Source organism: Halomonas litopenaei (genome assembly GCF_003045775.1).
GTDB lineage: Bacteria > Pseudomonadota > Gammaproteobacteria > Pseudomonadales > Halomonadaceae > Halomonas > Halomonas litopenaei.
This window is the reverse complement of sequence record NZ_PXNS01000010.1, coordinates 100,404-116,687: the sequence shown is the minus strand read 5'-3', so window position 1 is coordinate 116,687 and position 16,284 is coordinate 100,404. Positions and strand designations below refer to the sequence as shown.

General features: G+C 63.6%; 16 protein-coding genes. 11 read left to right on the top strand and 5 right to left on the bottom strand.

The window, feature by feature from the left end; all coding sequences use genetic code 11:
* The first annotated feature begins 54 nt into the window (after positions 1-54).
* Positions 55-273: a translation initiation factor IF-1 gene (infA, locus tag C6W88_RS16480; protein WP_013332816.1), complete on the top strand. Its 219-nt coding sequence runs from the start codon at positions 55-57 to the stop codon at positions 271-273.
* 380 nt (positions 274-653) lie between these two features.
* Here the strand turns inward: infA and clpA are convergent, their stop codons facing one another.
* From clpA to icd, 3 genes are all read right to left on the bottom strand, one after another.
* Complete coding sequence (gene clpA / locus C6W88_RS16475; protein ID WP_045992909.1) at positions 654-2,930, bottom strand: ATP-dependent Clp protease ATP-binding subunit ClpA; 2,277 nt, start codon at positions 2,928-2,930, stop codon at positions 654-656.
* Positions 2,931-3,134: 204 nt separating this feature from the next.
* Positions 3,135-3,521, bottom strand: a complete 387-nt coding sequence (gene clpS, locus C6W88_RS16470; RefSeq protein WP_083970414.1) for an ATP-dependent Clp protease adapter ClpS — start codon at positions 3,519-3,521, stop codon at positions 3,135-3,137.
* 249 nt (positions 3,522-3,770) lie between these two features.
* Positions 3,771-5,027 carry an NADP-dependent isocitrate dehydrogenase gene (gene icd, locus C6W88_RS16465; protein WP_045992911.1) on the bottom strand — a complete coding sequence of 419 codons (1,257 nt, stop codon included), beginning with the start codon at positions 5,025-5,027 and terminating at the stop codon, positions 3,771-3,773.
* Positions 5,028-5,172: 145 nt separating this feature from the next.
* Between icd and C6W88_RS16460 the strand changes: the two genes are divergently transcribed.
* From C6W88_RS16460 to C6W88_RS16420, 9 genes are all read left to right on the top strand, one after another.
* On the top strand, positions 5,173-5,763 hold the full coding sequence (locus tag C6W88_RS16460; protein WP_108133262.1) for a pseudouridine synthase: 591 nt from the start codon (positions 5,173-5,175) through the stop codon (positions 5,761-5,763).
* Complete coding sequence (locus tag C6W88_RS16455) at positions 5,760-6,209, top strand: NUDIX domain-containing protein (RefSeq protein ID WP_045992993.1); 450 nt, start codon at positions 5,760-5,762, stop codon at positions 6,207-6,209. Before C6W88_RS16460 ends, C6W88_RS16455 begins: the two co-directional genes overlap by 4 nt.
* A 68-nt stretch (positions 6,210-6,277) precedes the next feature.
* Positions 6,278-7,390, top strand: coding sequence for a tRNA 2-thiouridine(34) synthase MnmA (gene mnmA, locus C6W88_RS16450; RefSeq protein ID WP_108133261.1), 1,113 nt, complete (start codon positions 6,278-6,280; stop codon positions 7,388-7,390).
* The gene (hflD, locus tag C6W88_RS16445; RefSeq protein WP_045992914.1) at positions 7,387-8,025 is read left to right on the top strand and encodes a high frequency lysogenization protein HflD; all 639 of its coding nucleotides are present in this window, start codon (positions 7,387-7,389) and stop codon (positions 8,023-8,025) included. The genes mnmA and hflD overlap by 4 nt, the downstream gene beginning before the upstream one ends.
* A 40-nt stretch (positions 8,026-8,065) precedes the next feature.
* Positions 8,066-9,439: an adenylosuccinate lyase gene (gene purB, locus C6W88_RS16440; protein WP_108133260.1), complete on the top strand. Its 1,374-nt coding sequence runs from the start codon at positions 8,066-8,068 to the stop codon at positions 9,437-9,439.
* Positions 9,440-9,565: 126 nt separating this feature from the next.
* The gene (locus C6W88_RS16435; protein WP_108133259.1) at positions 9,566-10,753 is read left to right on the top strand and encodes a cupin domain-containing protein; all 1,188 of its coding nucleotides are present in this window, start codon (positions 9,566-9,568) and stop codon (positions 10,751-10,753) included.
* Complete coding sequence (locus C6W88_RS16430; protein ID WP_108133258.1) at positions 10,746-11,174, top strand: GNAT family N-acetyltransferase; 429 nt, start codon at positions 10,746-10,748, stop codon at positions 11,172-11,174. Before C6W88_RS16435 ends, C6W88_RS16430 begins: the two co-directional genes overlap by 8 nt.
* Before the next feature lie 460 nt (positions 11,175-11,634).
* Positions 11,635-13,230 (top strand): isocitrate lyase, encoded by a 1,596-nt coding sequence (locus tag C6W88_RS16425; RefSeq protein ID WP_108133257.1) that lies wholly within the window; start codon positions 11,635-11,637, stop codon positions 13,228-13,230.
* Between the two features lie 512 nt (positions 13,231-13,742).
* Positions 13,743-14,213 (top strand): outer membrane lipoprotein, encoded by a 471-nt coding sequence (locus C6W88_RS16420; RefSeq protein WP_045992919.1) that lies wholly within the window; start codon positions 13,743-13,745, stop codon positions 14,211-14,213.
* A 186-nt stretch (positions 14,214-14,399) separates the two neighbouring features.
* Here the strand turns inward: C6W88_RS16420 and C6W88_RS16415 are convergent, their stop codons facing one another.
* Entirely contained in the window at positions 14,400-14,675 is a 276-nt protein-coding gene (locus C6W88_RS16415; protein WP_045992920.1) for a hypothetical protein, read from the bottom strand.
* Between the two features lie 220 nt (positions 14,676-14,895).
* On the opposite strand from C6W88_RS16415, the gene C6W88_RS16410 reads away from it, so the two are divergent.
* Positions 14,896-15,378, top strand: a complete 483-nt coding sequence (locus C6W88_RS16410; protein ID WP_045992921.1) for an FKBP-type peptidyl-prolyl cis-trans isomerase — start codon at positions 14,896-14,898, stop codon at positions 15,376-15,378.
* A gap of 195 nt (positions 15,379-15,573) precedes the next feature.
* Here the strand turns inward: C6W88_RS16410 and C6W88_RS16405 are convergent, their stop codons facing one another.
* Positions 15,574-16,218 (bottom strand): CDP-alcohol phosphatidyltransferase family protein, encoded by a 645-nt coding sequence (locus C6W88_RS16405; protein WP_108133256.1) that lies wholly within the window; start codon positions 16,216-16,218, stop codon positions 15,574-15,576.
* Positions 16,219-16,284 lie beyond the last annotated feature (66 nt).

The window sequence follows — 16,284 nt, the reverse complement described above, 5'->3', positions numbered from 1 at the left end:
GTGACGCCTCAAGGTCAGGCATCTTTTCGATTTCACCAGCGAGGATTCGCCTATATGGCACGCGAAGACCATATCGAAATGGAAGGCGTGGTCGTCGACACCCTTCCCAACACCATGTTCCGGGTCGAACTGGAAAACGGCCACGTGGTGACCGCCCACATCTCGGGCAAGATGCGCAAGAACTACATCCGCATCCTGACCGGTGACAAGGTCAAGGTCGAGCTGACTCCCTACGACCTGTCCAAGGGTCGCATCGTCTACCGTTCCCGTTGAGAACGGCCGGCGTCAGCGCTTCAGCGCCGACGCTACTTGCCGGTAACGCGCCTTAGCGGCGCGCCCCACCCCACCGGCAAGCGCAGCCCCCTTTCGCAAGACAGCAAGACTCTGGTGCAGCACCAGCCCTGCTTTGCCTGACGCAGCAGGGCGGCACCGCCTCGTCCAAGAGCCGGGCAACGACCCGCTACCGGGGACTCGCACGGCTGTTGCCGTCCAGACCCTGCTGGATACAAACGACGACGCCCCGTCGTTGACGGGGCGTCGCGTAGTTTCACTTCCTGACCAGTCGAAGCAACCAACTTGCTGATAGTCTCAGCAGGCAGGCCCAACAGGCAGGCTTCAGGCTTGGCCACACCCCACAAAGCCTGCCTCGACGCTCAAGGCGCGTCGGCCATTTCCACGTCGGTGGACAGGTGAAGCTCTCCGTCCTCCAGACTGACGTGCACCAGCCCACCGTGCTCGGCCAGATCCCCAAACAGGATCATCTCGGCCAGGGGCTTCTTCAGCTTTTCCTGGATCAGTCGAGCCATGGGGCGGGCGCCCATGTCCGGGTCGTAACCCATGGTCGCCAGCCAATCGCGCGCCTCGTCGTCCACCTCGAGCTGCACCCGCTTCTCGTCGAGCTGGGCCTGCAGTTCCACCAGGAACTTGTCGACCACATTGCGTACGACAGGCTTGGCCAGCGACGCGAACTGGATGATGCCATCCAGACGGTTGCGGAACTCCGGCGTGAAGGTCTTGCGAATCGCCTCCATGGCATCGGTGGAGTGGTCCTGGGTCTGGAAACCGATCGAGCGACGCGTCGCGATCTCGACCCCGGCGTTGGAGGTCATGATCAGAATGACGTGACGGAAATCCGCCTCGCGCCCGTTGTTGTCGGTCAGACGACCGTGGTCCATGACCTGCAGCAGCAGGTTGAAGACCTCGGGGTGCGCCTTCTCGATCTCGTCGAGCAGCAGCACGCAGTGGGGCTGCTTGGTGACCGCCTCGGTCAGCAGACCACCCTGGTCATAGCCGACATAGCCAGGAGGTGCGCCGATCAGCCGCGATACCGTGTGCCGTTCCATGTACTCGGACATGTCGAAGCGCAGCAGTTCGACCCCCATGATATGGGCCAGCTGACGCGCCACCTCGGTCTTGCCGACGCCGGTGGGGCCGGCGAACAGGAAGCTGCCGACCGGCTTGTCCGGCGACTTGAGCCCGGCGCGGGACAGCTTGATCGCCGCCGCCAGGCTGTCGATGGCCTCATCCTGACCGAACACCAGCATCTTGAGATCGCGATCCAGGTTCTCGAGCAGCTTGCGATCGGAGCTGGATACGCTCTTCGGCGGAATCCGCGCGATGGAAGCGACCACCGCCTCGACCTGATCGACGTCGATGGTGTCCACGCGCATTTCCGGCGGCAACAGGCGCTGGTGGGCACCGGCCTCATCGATGACATCGATGGCCTTGTCCGGCAGGAAGCGGTCGTTGATGTAGCGATCCGCCAGCCGCGCGGCGCTGTCCAGCGCGGCGTCGGTGTACTTGAGCTGGTGGTGCTCCTCGAAGCGTGAACGCAGCCCCTTGAGGATCTTGATGGAGTCCTCGACCGAGGGGGCCATCACATCGACCTTCTGGAAACGACGTGCCAGGGCACGATCCTTCTCGAAGATACCGCGGAATTCCTGGAAGGTGGTGGAGCCGATACAGCGCAGCTCGCCGGAGGACAGCAGCGGCTTGAGCAGGTTCGATGCGTCCATCACTCCACCGGACGCCGCACCGGCGCCGATCACCGTATGGATCTCATCGATGAACAGGATGGCGTTGGGCAGCTTGCGCAGTTCCGCCAGCAGGCTCTTCAAGCGCTTCTCGAAGTCACCACGATACTTGGTACCCGCCAGCAGCGCGCCCATGTCCAGCGAGTACACCACGGCGTCGCCGATCACATCGGGCACGTCTTCCTCGACGATGCGCTTGGCCAGGCCCTCGGCGATGGCGGTCTTGCCGACGCCGGCCTCACCGACCAGCAAGGGGTTGTTCTTGCGCCGCCGTGCCAGAATCTGCACCACCCGCTCGAGCTCGTGATCACGCCCGATCAGGGGGTCGATCTTGCCCATGCGGGCCTGCTCGTTGAGGTTGGTGGCAAAACCGGTCAACGGATTGCCGCCGGCCTCGCTGCCGGCTTCCTCGGCGTCCTCGGCCTCGGGAGCCGCCGAAGACGGGCTCTGGCCGTGGCCGGTGACCTTGGAGATCCCGTGGGCGATGTAGTTGACCGCATCGACCCGTGCCACGTTCTGCTGCTTGAGGAAGTAGACCGCCTGGCTCTCCTGCTCGGAGAAGATCGCAACCAGTACGTTGGCACCGGTCACTTCGCTCTTGCCAGAAGACTGCACGTGGAACACGGCCCGCTGAAGCACTCGCTGGAAGCCCAGCGTCGGCTGGGTCTCGCGCTCGGTCTGGTCTTCCGGAATCAGCGGGGTGGTGGAATTGATGAAATCCTGCAGGTCGGACCGCAGCTTGTCGAGATTGGCCCCACAGGCACGCAGCACATCTGATGCTGAAGCATTATCCAGAAGCGCCAGCAACAAGTGCTCCACGGTCATGAACTCATGGCGCTTGGAACGCGCCACGGTGAAGGCCGTGTTCAGGGTCAGTTCAAGTTCTTTGCTCAGCATGGCAGTCCCCTTCTCGCCGCATAGGGCTTGCATCGGATCTTTTGTGGTCCGGCACCATCAACATCGGGTACAAATGGCGCCGTTGCAAGTTCTTCGTCAACGCAGCAACCGTCTCTCGTTAACGCGGGGCCGGCTTGTGCGGATCTGTGACCACTCGTCGCCGCCAGCGGCAGCACTGTCAGGGCGATCCGATATCGACCCGTCTCAGTCCGCTGCCTCGATATCGCTCAACAGCGGATGCTGGCACTCTCTCGCATACTCGTTGACCTGATGGCTCTTGGTCTCGGCGATGTCATGGGTAAAGACACCGCAGGTTGCCTTTCCGTGGCTGTGGACCGTCAGCATGATCTGCACGGCGGTCTCGCTGTCCAGATGGAAGAAGGTCTGCAGCACCTCCACCACAAACTCCATGGGGGTGAAGTCGTCGTTATGCAAGACAACCTTATACATGGGTGGCCTGGCCACCTCGGGGTCAGCCTCCTGGGTCGCCAGGTCACCGTCATCCTGCTCGCCCGGCTCACTGGGCGGACGGGTCATTCCGGCGAAGGGGGCACGGATCCAGACAGGATCCTCCTCTCTTGCGTTGAACATAGGCCTCACACTGTCAATCGGGTGCCTGCGCCCACCCGCGTCGAGCATTGGACGTCGGCGGCGCGGCAGGGTTCCGTTCCGTCTCCCATTATCGGAAATCCGACGGACGCTTTCACGCAAAAAACGTACAAAGCAAAAAGCCCCCGCCCGAGCGGGCGAGGGCCTTTTCAGAGCGCCGCGATGAACAGCCGGTACGGGCGATAGCGATCACCTGCACCAGACGCTGTCATCGGACGATCGGTACGTCGCTTACATGTTGTCGGCGACGGCCTGACCGAACTCGGAGCACTTGAACAGCGTGGCGTTTTCCATCAGGCGATGGAAGTCGTAGGTGACCTCGCCCTTGCTGATGGCCTTCTCCACGCCCTTGAGCACCAGATCGGCGGCCTCGACCCAACCCATGTGGCGCAGCATCATCTCGGCGGAGAGGATCAGCGAGCCCGGGTTGACCTTGTCCTGGCCGGCGTACTTCGGCGCGGTGCCGTGGGTCGCCTCGAACATGGCGGTGGTGTCGGAGATGTTGGCGCCCGGCGCGATGCCGATGCCGCCCACTTCCGCCGCCAGTGCGTCGGACAGGTAGTCACCGTTCAGGTTCAGGGTGGCGATGACGTCGTATTCGGCCGGACGCAGCAGGATCTGCTGCAGCATGGCGTCGGCGATGACGTCCTTGACCACGATGTCCTTGCCGGTCTTCGGGTTCTTGAAGGTCATCCAGGGGCCGCCATCGAGGAGTTCGGCGCCGAACTCTTCCTTGGCCAGCTCGTAGCCCCAATCCTTGAAGGAGCCTTCGGTGAACTTCATGATGTTGCCCTTGTGCACCAGGGTCAGCGACTCGCGGTCGTTGTCGATGGTGTACTGCAGGGCCTGACGGACCAGACGCTTGGTGCCTTCGATGGAGACCGGCTTGACGCCGATGCCACAGTTCTCGGGGAAGCGGATGTTGGTGACACCCATCTCTTCACGCAGGAACTTGATGACCTTGTCGGCTTCCGCGGTACCGGCCTTCCATTCGATGCCGGCGTAGATATCTTCGGAGTTCTCGCGGAAGATGACCATGTCGACGTCGGCAGGCTTCTTGACCGGGCTCGGCACGCCTTCGAACCAGCGCACCGGGCGCTGACAGACGTACAGGTCCAGCTTCTGGCGCAGCGCCACGTTCAGTGAACGGATGCCGCCACCGACCGGCGTGGTCAGCGGGCCCTTGATGGAAACGATGTAGTCCTTGACCGCTTCCAGGGTCTCTTCCGGCAGCCAGGTGTCCGCGTCATAGACGTGGGTGGCCTTCTCGCCGGCGTAGACTTCCATCCAGTGGATCTTGCGCTCGCCGTTGTAAGCCTTCTGCACAGCGGCGTCGATGGCGATCTTCATCGCCGGGGTCACGTCGACACCGATACCGTCACCCTCGATGAAGGGAATGATCGGATTATTCGGTACGTTCAGGCTGTTGTCGGCGTTGGCGGTGATCTTTTCGCCGCCCTCAGGGACGACAATTTTCTGGAAACCCATTGAGAACTCCCCTGTCAGGTCTATTCAGTGGAGCGCGGAGTATAGCATTACCCCCCGCGCCCGGAGTAGGCTTTGTCGACAATCTTTGGAAAAGGCCTAAACGGCCCGCCGCCACGCCTTCCGAGCCAGATCATCGAGCCCGCCCATGAGTCAACTTTATCTGCTGCACAAGCCCTATCGGGTGCTGTCCCAGTTCACCGATGACCAGGGACGCAATACCCTGGCCTCGCTGATCGACGTGCCGGACATCTATCCGGCCGGCCGCCTCGACTACGATTCCGAAGGCCTGTTGTTGCTCAGTGACGATGGCGAGTTGATTCATCGTATCAGCCACCCGCGCCACAAGCAGCCGAAGACGTATCGAGTGCTCGTCGAGGGACAGCCGGACGATCGGGCCTTGAAGGCGCTCGCCGAAGGGGTCACTCTCAAGGATGGACCCACCCGGCCGGCCAAGGTCCGGCGACTGACGACCAGCGGGCTGCCCGAGCGCACGCCGCCCCTGGACCCGAAGCGCCATCCCGTTACCTGCTGGCTGGAGCTGACCATCAGCGAGGGGCGCAATCGCCAGGTGCGCAGGATGACCGCCCATGTGGGCCACCCGACGCTGAGGCTGGTACGCGTCGCCATCGGCCCCTGGCGGCTCGACGGCCTGGCCCCGGGACAATGGCAGCGCCAGACGCTGCACGCGCCAAAGCGCCCCCGGGGCTCAGCCCCTACAACAAGGAGACGCCGATAATGCGCTGGACCCCCTACGTGACCGTGGCCACGGTGGTCGAACGAGCCGGTCGTTTCCTGCTGGTGGAAGAAGACCGTGGCGGCCCCCATACCCTGTTCAACCAGCCCGCCGGCCACCTGGAACCCGGTGAGCGCATCCGCGACGGCGCCCTGCGCGAGGTCGCCGAAGAGACTGCCTGGCGGGTCGGCATCACCGACTACCTGGGCATGTACGTGTACGAGGCCCCGGACGGCAAGACCTTCCACAGCCACGCCTTCTTCGGCATGGCGCTGGCCCACCTGGGCACCGAACTGGACCGGGATATCATGGCCATCCATTGGCTGACCCTGGAGGACGTCGAGGCGCTGGAGCGCGAGGGCCGCCTGCGCAGCCCACTGGTGATCAAGCGCATCCGCGACGCCCTGGCCGGCAAGACCTTCCCGATGGAGGTGCTGCACGAACGCTGAGGCTTCGGTTGACGGGTGCAATTCGTGTATAATCACCGCCCATTTGCCCCACCACTCCGAGAGTCGTTATGTCAGCGTCCACCGGCAAAGTCATCGTCGGCATGTCCGGCGGCGTCGATTCCTCCGTTTCCGCCCTCCGCCTGATCCAACAGGGCTATCAGGTGGAAGGGCTGTTCATGAAGAACTGGGATGAGGACGACGGCACCGAATACTGCACCGCCATGGAAGACCTGGCGGACGCCGAAGCGGTGTGCAAGAAGCTCGGCATTCCCCTGCACACGGCCAACTTTGCCGCCGAGTACTGGGACAACGTGTTCGAGCACTTCCTCGCCGAGTACAAGGCCGGACGCACACCGAATCCCGATATCCTTTGCAACCGCGAAATCAAGTTCAAGGTGTTCCTCGACTACGCCGAGATGCTCGGCGCCGAGATGATCGCCACCGGTCACTATGTTCGCCGCGGCGAGCGCGACGGCCGCCCGCGACTGCTCAAGGGACTCGACGGCAACAAGGACCAGAGCTACTTCCTGCACGCCGTGCCGGAAGCCGCCATCGCGCGCACCCTGTTCCCGGTGGGCGAGATCGAAAAGCCCGAGGTTCGCGCCATCGCCGAACAGCACGATCTGGTTACCGCAAAGAAGAAGGACTCCACCGGTATCTGCTTCATCGGCGAGCGCCGCTTCAGCGACTTTCTCAAGCAGTACCTGCCGGCCCAGCCGGGGACCATCGAGACACCGGACGGCGACGTTATCGGCGATCACATGGGCCTGATGTACTACACCCTGGGCCAGCGCCAGGGCCTCGGCATCGGCGGTCTCGCCAACTATTCGGAAGACCCCTGGTACGTGGCCGGCAAGGACCTCGAGCGCAACGTGCTGATCGCGGTTCAAGGCAAGCATCACCCTCTGTTGTACACCGACAGCCTGGCCACCGAGGCGATGGATTGGGTCGCCGGTGAGCCGCCTTGCGCCGAGGGGCGCTTCAGCGCCAAGACCCGCTATCGTCAGGACGACGTGCCATGCACGCTGACGACCCGGGCCGATGGCGGCGTCGCGGTACACTTCGACGACCCACAGCGGGCCGTGACACCGGGCCAATCGCTGGTCATCTACGACGGTGACGTCTGCCTCGGCGGCGGCGTCATCCGGTCCACCTGGAACGCCGAGGAGCGAGCGGCATGACCGATTCGGTACCTATCCACCGCGCCCCCGAGTCCCCGGCGGCTCGCCAGGCGATCGCCCTGGCCGGCGTATTTCAGGCCGCCCATCTGGTCGACGAGCTGGCGCGCACCGGCCAGGTCGACAGCCGCGCCTGGGACACCCAGATCACCGCCACCCTGGAAACCAACCCGCCAACCTTCGAATCCATCTATGGCGGGCATCCCAACAATCTGCGCCTGGGGCTCGAGACCCTGGAGGCAGTGCTCGGCCGACGCCAGGCCAACCCGGTGGTGATGCGCTACGGCTTCAGCCTGATGCTGCTGATGAACAAGCTGCGCACCCAGCCCGACATGATGGACGCGCTCGGCACCCACCTGACCCGCATCCAGGGCCAGGCCGAACACTTCGGACCGACCCACGAGAACGTCGTGGCGAGCCTCGGCGAGGCCTACCAGCAGACGCTTTCCACCTTCAAGAACCGAATCGTGGTCCAGGGCGACCCTTCGCTGCTGCAAAGCCGGATGATGCCGGAGCGGGTCCGCGCCTGCCTGCTCTCCGGCATTCGCTTCGGCCTGCTGTGGCACCAGCAGGGCGGACGTCGCTGGAAGCTGATCTTCCAGCGGGGCAGCCTCAAGCGCGCCCTGGACACCCTCTGATCGCTCGATCTTCCTTTCCTACCCGTACCGGAAAACCGCCATGCAACTCTCCGCTCTCACCGCCCTCTCTCCCGTCGACGGTCGCTACGGCAGCAAGGCCGAATCACTGCGCGAACACTTCAGCGAATTTGGGCTGATCCGCGCCCGCGTCATCGTCGAGATCCGCTGGCTGGAGCGCCTGGCCGCGCACCCGCAGATCACCGAGGTGCCGGAGCTGTCGGCCACCGCCACAGCCTTCCTGGATGGCCTGGTCAAGAACTTCAGCGAAGCCGACGCGGCGCGCATCAAGGACATCGAGCGCACCACCAACCACGACGTCAAGGCGGTCGAGTACTGGATCAAGGAAGCCATTGCCGAGAATGCAGAGCTGCATGCCGTCACCGAGTTCGTGCACTTCGCCTGCACCAGCGAGGACATCAACAACCTGTCCTACGGCGTGATGCTGCGCGATGGCCTCGACAGCCTGCTGCCGACCATGCGCCAGGTGGCCGACGAGATCGCCCGTCTGGCCGAAGAACACGCTGCCGTGCCAATGCTGTCGCGCACCCATGGCCAGACCGCCAGCCCCACCACCCTGGGCAAGGAAATGGCCAACGTGGCCTACCGTCTGCGCCGCCAGCTCAAGCAGATCGAAAGCGCCGAGGTACTGGGCAAGATCAACGGCGCCGTGGGCAACTACAACGCCCACCTGGCCACCTACCCGGACATCGACTGGGAGGCCAACGCTCGCACCTTCGTCGAAGGCCTGGGCCTGACCTTCAATCCCTATACCACCCAGATCGAACCCCACGACTATATCGCAGAGCTGTTCGATGCTGTGTGTCGCTTCAACACCATCCTGATCGACTTCGATCGTGACGTCTGGGGCTACATCTCGCTGGGATACTTCAAGCAGCGCACCGTGGCCGGCGAGATCGGCTCCTCGACCATGCCGCACAAGGTCAACCCGATCGACTTCGAGAACTCCGAGGGTAATCTGGGCCTGGCCAATGCCATCCTCGCCCACCTGGCCCAGAAGCTGCCGATCTCCCGCTGGCAGCGTGACCTGACCGACTCCACCGTGCTGCGCAACCTGGGCGTCGGCCTGGCCTACGGCCTGATCGCCTACCAGGCCTCGCTGAAGGGTATCGGCAAGCTCGAAGCCAACCCCCAGCGTCTGGCCGAGGACCTGGACGCCAGCTGGGAAGTACTGGCCGAGCCAATCCAGACGGTGATGCGTCGCTACGGCATCGAGAAGCCCTACGAAAAGTTGAAGGAGCTGACCCGCGGCAAGCGCATCGACCAGGCCGGTTTCGCCGCCTTCATCGATGGCCTGGAACTGCCCGACGAGGTCAAGGCAGAGCTCAAGCAGCTGACCCCCGGCAACTACATCGGCAATGCCGTCGAGCAGGCTCGCGCCCTGCCGCAGCACTGAGCCGGAGCCGCTGACAGAACCCCGCTTCACCCCGCCAATCGGTGGGGTGAGGCGTTTCTGGAGCCCTCTCTTCGGGGCCGGGGCCGATACCGAGCCCGCTACTCCCAATCACCATCAGGATTCCTCATGTCAACTGATACCCCCCTCACCCTGCTGGGCGGCCTGACATCGGCAGAGTTCCTGCGCGATGTCTGGCAGCAGCAACCTCTGCTGATCCGTGGCGCCTTTCCCGACTTCGACAACCCGCTGACGCCAGACGAACTGGCCGGGCTCGCCTGCGAGGACAATATCGAGGCACGCCTGGTCGAGGAACAGGGCCCCGACGGACCCTGGCAGGTCAGCCACGGCCCCTTCGACGAGGCCACCTTCGCCCGCCTGCCGGAGCGCGACTGGACCCTGCTGGTACAGGCGGTGGATCACTATGTGCCGGAGGTCGCCGCCCTGCTGGAGGACTTCACCTTTCTGCCGCGCTGGCGCCTGGATGACATCATGGTCAGCTACGCGCCGCCAGGCGGCAGCGTCGGCCCGCACCTGGACCAGTACGATGTCTTCCTGCTCCAGGGCAGTGGTCAGCGCCGCTGGCAGCTTGGCGGCAAGGTGGCCGATGACGCCCCGATCCTGCGCGGCATCGACCTGCGCATCCTCGAGACCTTCGAGGTCAACGCCGATCAGGACTGGGTGCTGGAGCCCGGCGACATGCTCTACCTGCCCCCCGGCTGGGCGCACCACGGGGTCAGCCAGAGCGATGACTGCATGACCTACTCGGTGGGCTTTCGCGCCCCCTCGGCGGACGAGGCGATCACCTCCTTCGCCGACTACCTGGGGGAGCAGCAACCCCCCTCTCGCCGCTACGGCGATGCCGGCATGACCCCGGCCGAGGACCCGGGCGAACTCGATCAGGCGGCGCTGTCACGCATGCGCCAGTTGATCCTCGAGACCCTGGACGATCCAGCCCAGATGGCCCAGTGGTTCGGCCGGGTGATGACCCAGCCCAAGTACGTGGACCAGCTCGAGCCCAGCGAGACACCGACGGCGCCAGACGAGCTTGTCGCTGCACTACAGGAAGGCGAGGTGCTGGTGGCCGCGCCGGGCTCTCGCTTCGCCTGGCACGCCCTGGCGGACGACCGGGCCACCCTGTTTGCCGACGGCGACGGCATCGACTGCGATCTGGCGCTGGCCCGCGAGATCGCCAACCGCGGCGAGTTCGACGCCTCGCTGCTCGACTACCCCGGCGCCGCCGAGGTGCTGACACGGCTGTTCGACGCCGGCAGCCTTGGCTGGCCGGTCGACGACATGGAGGACGACGATGCCTGAGGTGGTGATCGAACAGGGAAGCTGGGAACAACTTGGCGAAGCGGCCGGTGACATTCGCTATCGCGTCTTCGTCATCGAACAACAGGTGCCGATCGAGGAAGAGTGGGACGGCCTCGATCCTGACTGCCTGCATTTCCTGGCAAGCCAGGACGAGCGTGTACTGGGTACGGCGAGACTGCTGCCCGATGGCCATATCGGTCGCGTGGCGGTGCTTGCCGAAGCCCGGGGACTCGGCGTCGGCGTGGCGCTGATGCGCGCCACCATCGAGGCTGCGCGACAGCGTGGTCACTCGAGCGTCGAGCTCGCCGCCCAGACCCATGCGCTCGGTTTCTACGAAGCCCTGGGCTTCCGCGCCGAGGGAGATATCTTCCTCGACGCCGGCATTCCGCATCGCAATATGACCCTCTCCCTGAACGACTGACCTCTCCGTCAACTCCTCCGTTCAGGAAACTCGACTACAGGAATGTGCCTCTACGGCGCTTTCCTGTAGTCGGACTACAACGCCTTGTCCCCCCAAGTACCAATGGCGAACCCCCGCCGCTGTGGGCCATAGTCACAACCATGGCGCAGCGGACAGACCTCGATGGCGAGTCAGATCGCTCACTTTGTAGTCGACCTCTACCGTTCCGCCAAGATTCGACCAAGGCCGTAAAGACTTCTCGGCCAAGGTGCAGGAACCTGACTACACTTCGCAGGTGCAGCATGGCATGGCGAGCAGTCGATCCTCTTGCAATGACGCCAACCGCAAGAGCCTGCAAGCCACTGGAGCCAAAGGCCGGTCGAAAGCGACCGCCCCGACACCGCCCCTGACCATGGATGCCAGGCAAGTCGTATCAGAACGTCGAACCAAACAGTCGATTCAACATCAGGACGGCCCGATCATGACCTTTCGTGAAGAACTGAAGACCCTGACCCAGCTTCGTGAAGCCCAGCGCGGCAAGTGGGACAACATCGATCCGGAAAGCGCCGCCCGCATGCGCGTGCAGAACCGTTTCCGCACTGGTCTCGACATCGCTCGCTACACCGCCGCCATCATGCGCGAGGACATGGCCGCCTACGACGCCGACACCGCCAACTACACCCAGTCACTGGGCTGCTGGCACGGCTTCATCGGTCAGCAGAAGCTGATTTCCATCAAGAAGCACTTTGGCAACACCAAGCGCCGCTACCTCTACCTGTCCGGCTGGATGGTCGCCGCCCTGCGCAGCGAGTTCGGTCCGCTGCCCGACCAGTCCATGCACGAGAAGACCAGCGTGGCATCGCTGATCGAAGAGCTCTACACCTTCCTGCGCCAGGCCGATACCTGGGAGCTCAACCACCTGTTCCGTGCCCGAGAAGAAGCCAAGGAAGCCGGTGACAGCGCCAAGGTCGACGATCTGACCAACCAGATCGACAACCACGAAACGCACATCGTGCCGATCATCGCCGACATCGACGCCGGTTTCGGCAACGCCGAGGCCACCTACCTGCTGGCCAAGAAGATGATCGAGGCCGGTGCCTGCTGTATCCAGCTCGAGAACCAGGTGTCCGACGAGAAGCAGTGCGGCCACCAGGACGGCAAGGTCACCGTGCCCCACGAGGACTTCATCGCCAAGATCAACGCCGTACGTTACGCCTTCCTCGAACTGGGCGTGGATGATGGGGTGATCGTGGCCCGTACCGACTCCCTGGGTGCCGGCCTGACCCAGAAGATCGCGGTCACCAACGAGCCAGGCGACCTGGGCGATCAGTACAACAGCTTCCTCGACGGTGAAGAGATTTCCTCGGCCTCCGATATCGACAACGGCGACGTGGTGATCAAACAGAACGGCAAGCTGGTCAAGGTCAAGCGTCTCGCCTCCGGCCTCTATCAGTTCAAGCCTGGCACCGGCGAAGACCGGGTGGTGCTGGACTGCATCACCAGCCTGCAGAACGGTGCCGATCTGTTGTGGATCGAGACCGAAAAGCCCCACGTCGGCCAGATCGCCGGCATGGTCAACCGCATCCGCGAGGCGGTGCCCAGCGCCAAGCTGGTCTACAACAACTCGCCGTCGTTCAACTGGACGCTGAACTTCCGCCAGCAGGTGTTCGACGCCTGGGAAGCCGAAGGCAAGGACGTCTCCGCCTACGAGCGTGCCGACCTGATGAACGCACGCTACGACGACACTGAGCTTGGCCAACTGGCCGACGAGTGGACGCGCAATTTCCAGCGTGACGCCGCCCGCGAGGCAGGTATCTTCCACCACCTGATCACCCTGCCGACCTACCACACGGCCGCCCTGTCTACCGACAACCTGGCCAAGGGCTACTTCGGCGACGAGGGTATGCTGGCCTACGTGGCGGGTGTGCAGCGCCGCGAGATCCGCGAGGGTATTGCCACCGTTCGCCACCAGGACATGGCCGGCTCCAATATCGGTGACGACCACAAGGAGTTCTTCCACGGCGATGCGGCGCTCAAGGCCGGCGGCAAGGACAACACCATGAACCAGTTCGGCTAAGGATCGCGGGCCAGCGGCACCCAGTCACTGAGCCCAGACACTGAGCCCTGTGACTGTGAGAAAGGGAGGCCGTCGGCCTCCCTTTTTGCTGTCCGTGACCTTGCCCTGCCAAGCCAGCCTTTCCTTCTTCCCTGGCAAGGGCCTACTCTCGAACTAACACGTCTGGCTCCAGCGAGTCCGACAACTGCAGCCATGCGACTCCCTCCGATGCCCATTGGCCTGGCAGGTCCGGTTCGGCATATGATGAATGTCAGGAAAGCGCTGTCGGCGCGACTCAGTGGCAGTCGCGGGGCGACAAGGGCGACAGGCGGCAGGCGGACGTCCAACATGGGACGGACGAGACCCGATCATCGTTGGATCCGGGGAACCATCGCCCTGTCAAAGCCTCCAAACAGGCGTTACACTATTTTCGAACAGCGTTTGCGAACTTTGGTGCGGTACCACTACAAGCGAATGTGACCCGAACCGATGCGTTCAGAATGCGGCGCAGAAGACATTCAAGGAGAATCGCCATGAAAACTTCCATCCTTCCTGTCCTGGCGCTGAGCGTCGTGGTGCTTGGCGGCTGCACCGCCACCAACCAGTACTCAGGTAACGTCTATTCTGGCAACCAGGCACAGACCGCCCAGAACGTGCAGTTCGGCACCATCACCGCCCTGCGTCGCGTCCAGATCCAGGGTGAAAGCTCCGCCGGCGGCATCCTCGGCACCGGTGGTGGCGCGGTGATCGGTGGCCTGCTCGGCAACCAGGTCGGCGGCGGTTCCGGTCGCACCATCGCCACCGCCGCAGGTGCCATCGGTGGCGCCGTGGCCGGCAACCAGATCGAGAAAGGCGTCAACCGCACCGACGCCTGGGAGATGGAGATTCGCAAGGACAGCGGCCAGACCGTGGTCGTCGTGCAGAAGGCAGACCAGGCCTTCCAGGTGGGGCAGCGTGTTCGCCTGATCGGCAGCGGTTCACGTCAGAGTGTTGCCCCCTACTGAGGGCTTGACGAAGGCGCTCGCGAAAGGGGCTTGTCCTTGTAAGCGACAACAGCACTTCGCTCCGCCGCAAACATCTCTGCGTTACATACTCTCTGCGTTATATACAAAGGGCCCTGAGGCGTATCCGCCTCAGGGCCCTTTCGGTGATCACCTGGAGAAGGCCAGGTGATTCACGTCGTCACCGAACTAGTGGACCTTGCCCATCACCCAGCAGCCCAGCTTGCAGCCCACCAGGGCGATGATGCCGATCACCAGCAGTGTCATCAGCATATCGATGGGGAAGACGATGAAGGTGGCCCCCAGCACGGCAAGGGCGGGGCACCAGATCCACTGGTCATCGTCACTGCGCAGCACCGCCGGCAGCAGGCTGCCCAGGGCACAGCTCAGGCCCTTGTCCCAGGCCTTGATCATCACCGCCAGCAGTACCGCAAAGGCCAGCACCCAGATCACAAATAGCGTCATGTTCAGCTCCGCAAGAAAAGCGTGAAAGGCAGAATCGAAAAATCTCACAAGAGGGTATCCCCACCACCGATACTGCGCAACAACCCGAAGGTGGCAGAGGGCGCGCGTGAATACCGTTCAGGATATGACCACACAAGGTGAAAAATGTCCCACGCCCCTGACAGCCCCAGCACCCACGCGTTACCATGCGTCCTCACACGCACTCACCAAAGGTTCATCAATGCAAATTGCGCAAAATTCCGTTGTCGCGTTCCACTACACCCTGACCAATGATGCAGGTGAAGTGCTGGACAGCTCGGAAGGCCGCGAGCCGCTGACCTACCTCCACGGCGCCGGCAACATCATTCCGGGTCTGGAAAAGGAACTCGAAGGCAAGGCCGCCGGCGACAAGGTCAACGCCAAGGTTGCCCCCGCCGAAGGTTACGGCGAAGTACAGGAGCAGCTGGTCCAGGAAGTGCCGCGTGACGCCTTCCAGGGTGTCGAGAGCATCGAGCCGGGCATGCAGTTCCAGGCGCAGACCCAGGGCGGTCCGCTGATGGTCACCGTGACCCAGGTCGAAGGCGACACCGTCACCGTCGACGGCAACCACCCGCTGGCCGGCCAGAACCTGAACTTCGACGTCGAGATCGCCGAAGTCCGTGAAGCCAGCCAGGAAGAAATCGAGCACGGCCACGTGCACGGCGAAGGCGGCCACGAGCACTGATCAGCGCTACGCTCGTTGGAAGCACCACGAGCATGCATGATCAAGTGCCGGCATGATCAGGTGCCAGCAGGATCAAGCGCCAGCAGGGTCAAGAGCCGGCATGGTCAAGAGAAAGGGCAGCCCAGGCTGCCCTTTCGCGTGTCTGAGTATCACGTCTGATGAAAGGCCCCTCGCCTCGCGAGCCACGACCGGGGATCAGCTTCTGTCCTCGACGCCAGCGCCTCGCTCGATTGCCCTGAGGGTATGATAGCCGCCCCATAGCCGAGTGGCGGTGGTCAGCAGACAGGCCGCGGCGAACAGCCCTGCCAGCACAGGAAAGTGCGCCGGCCACAGACAAAAGGCCACCAGCGCCAGCACGGTCTCGGTACCCTCGGTCAGGCCGTGCAGATAGTAGAAGGCCTTGCGCTGGAAGCGTGGGCGCTCGAGATCATGGCGCGCCGCCATGATGGCGAAGGCCAGAAAGGACGTCCCGGTGCCGATAAAGGCAAACAGCAGCAGCGCTGCCGGCAAGGCGTTGCGCTCGCTGTCGGCCAGGGCAAAGCCGAGCACCACCGCGGCGTAGAAGACGAAGTCCAGCCCGATATCGAGAAATCCCCCGGCATCGCTGGGCGTACCCCGACGGCGCGCCAGCGCCCCGTCCAGGCCATCGGCGAGTCGATTGAGGAGGATCGCCGCCAGTGCCCATCCATAGGCCTGAACGGCCAGCAGCGGCAGTGCCAGCAAGCCGATAAGAAATCCCGCCAGAGTCACCTGATCAGGCGTCACCTTGCAGCGCTCCAGCATCTTGACCAGAGGCGCCAGGGGCGCCTGGGTTCTGGGCATGGTCCAGCGATCCAGCATAAAAGTCTCGTCAGCAGTAAAACGTCGGTTCGGTAGAAGGAAAGCACAAGCGGCGGGCCAGGGCCC

Bases quoted from the DNA above. Each gene is read 5' to 3' on its own strand.
- infA (WP_013332816.1), top strand. From the start codon at position 55: ATGGCACGCGAAGACCATATCGAAATGGAAGGCGTGGTCGTCGACACC.
- clpA (WP_045992909.1), bottom strand. From the start codon at position 2,930: ATGCTGAGCAAAGAACTTGAACTGACCCTGAACACGGCCTTCACCGTG.
- clpS (WP_083970414.1), bottom strand. From the start codon at position 3,521: ATGTTCAACGCAAGAGAGGAGGATCCTGTCTGGATCCGTGCCCCCTTC.
- icd (WP_045992911.1), bottom strand. From the start codon at position 5,027: ATGGGTTTCCAGAAAATTGTCGTCCCTGAGGGCGGCGAAAAGATCACC.
- C6W88_RS16460 (WP_108133262.1), top strand. From the start codon at position 5,173: ATGAGTCAACTTTATCTGCTGCACAAGCCCTATCGGGTGCTGTCCCAG.
- mnmA (WP_108133261.1), top strand. From the start codon at position 6,278: ATGTCAGCGTCCACCGGCAAAGTCATCGTCGGCATGTCCGGCGGCGTC.
- hflD (WP_045992914.1), top strand. From the start codon at position 7,387: ATGACCGATTCGGTACCTATCCACCGCGCCCCCGAGTCCCCGGCGGCT.
- purB (WP_108133260.1), top strand. From the start codon at position 8,066: ATGCAACTCTCCGCTCTCACCGCCCTCTCTCCCGTCGACGGTCGCTAC.
- C6W88_RS16435 (WP_108133259.1), top strand. From the start codon at position 9,566: ATGTCAACTGATACCCCCCTCACCCTGCTGGGCGGCCTGACATCGGCA.
- C6W88_RS16430 (WP_108133258.1), top strand. From the start codon at position 10,746: ATGCCTGAGGTGGTGATCGAACAGGGAAGCTGGGAACAACTTGGCGAA.
- C6W88_RS16425 (WP_108133257.1), top strand. From the start codon at position 11,635: ATGACCTTTCGTGAAGAACTGAAGACCCTGACCCAGCTTCGTGAAGCC.
- C6W88_RS16420 (WP_045992919.1), top strand. From the start codon at position 13,743: ATGAAAACTTCCATCCTTCCTGTCCTGGCGCTGAGCGTCGTGGTGCTT.
- C6W88_RS16415 (WP_045992920.1), bottom strand. From the start codon at position 14,675: ATGACGCTATTTGTGATCTGGGTGCTGGCCTTTGCGGTACTGCTGGCG.
- C6W88_RS16410 (WP_045992921.1), top strand. From the start codon at position 14,896: ATGCAAATTGCGCAAAATTCCGTTGTCGCGTTCCACTACACCCTGACC.
- C6W88_RS16405 (WP_108133256.1), bottom strand. From the start codon at position 16,218: ATGCTGGATCGCTGGACCATGCCCAGAACCCAGGCGCCCCTGGCGCCT.